Source organism: Rhodococcus sp. NPDC059179 (assembly GCF_042754885.1).
Classification (GTDB): Bacteria; Actinomycetota; Actinomycetes; order Mycobacteriales; family Mycobacteriaceae; genus Rhodococcus_G.
In genome coordinates this window covers 1-1,064 of record NZ_JBHZBV010000032.1, presented here as the reverse complement: position 1 = coordinate 1,064, position 1,064 = coordinate 1, and the positions used below count along the sequence as shown (strand labels likewise).

Here is a 1,064-nt window from a genome sequence, read left to right as displayed (position 1 = left end):
CTGGGATGGTCTGGCGCCTACGTCCAACCTCGTGTCCCCGGCCTCTCGGCCCGGGTCGGTGTCCGTGTCGCTCTGACTCGACAAAAGTTACGCGACAAACCTCAGAACACCAAAACGCCTGGTCGGGCGCCTTGATCCGCAACGAATGCTCAGATGCGAGTGCCGCGCAGCGCGTCGAGGTCCGAATTCGGCAGGTGAATCCAGCCCTCCCGTTCGGCAGCCGCCCGGTCTGTGTCCGCGGGCAGCTCCGTCCGGCCGAGTGCGGCGGCACGGGCGACGACCGCCGCCACTACCGCGTCGAACGCGTCGTCGGATTCTCGGCACAGAAGAGGCGCCAGGTCTCCGAAGTCCAGCCACGGCGCCAGCGCGATGAACCGGTCGACGAGTTCGGTGAGGACGGCGCGCTTCTCCCGCCCCTTGTAACCGCGCGCCGGCAACCCCCACCCGCGCAGGGCTGCCGCCGGGTACACCTCCACCGCGCGTCCCTCGACCCTGTTCACCTCGATGCCGTGCTTGCGAAGTTCGGCGAGCAGGCCCGCACAGCGCAACGCGACGTGCGCGATGCGATCAGCGGAGACGCTGAGCGGTGAGAGGCCCGTCGACTCGCGGACGTGAAGGTCGGTGCGTCTCATCGTCAGCGGCCGGCGTCCGTCCCTGCGCGCCAGGTCGTTGGTCCCGGCCAGCGTGCCGGAGTCGTGTTCGATCAGGAATCGGACGAACGCGTCCGGCCACCCGAAGGGCGAATCGATCCCCGCCCGATCACTGCCGCTGACCGCCTCGATGATCTCGGCGTTGCCGACGCCCACGTGCAGACTGTCGATCCTTGCCACCCGCTCGGACCACGCGATCACCGCGACCGCGGTCTTCTTCGGCTCCGCCGCGAGGTCGACACCTACCGTCCGCATCAGCTGAGGCTAGGGCGTGTCTCCTAATCCCCCTCGGATGCACCTGACGAGACAATCGTCGTCAGGCAAGGCGGAGGAGGAGCCGATACCGCTGTTGTATCGGCGACGACGACAACGCCGCAGGGCGGCGATTGGACGTCAGGGGCGCCGAAATGGGGA

1 protein-coding gene is annotated in these 1,064 nt (G+C 68.2%); it reads right to left on the bottom strand.

The window, feature by feature from the left end; all coding sequences use genetic code 11:
• Window positions 1–149: 149 nt before the first annotated feature.
• Entirely contained in the window at window positions 150–905 is a 756-nt protein-coding gene (locus ACFXMV_RS23185) for a DUF429 domain-containing protein (RefSeq protein WP_378503695.1), read from the bottom strand.
• Window positions 906–1,064: the final 159 nt, after the last annotated feature.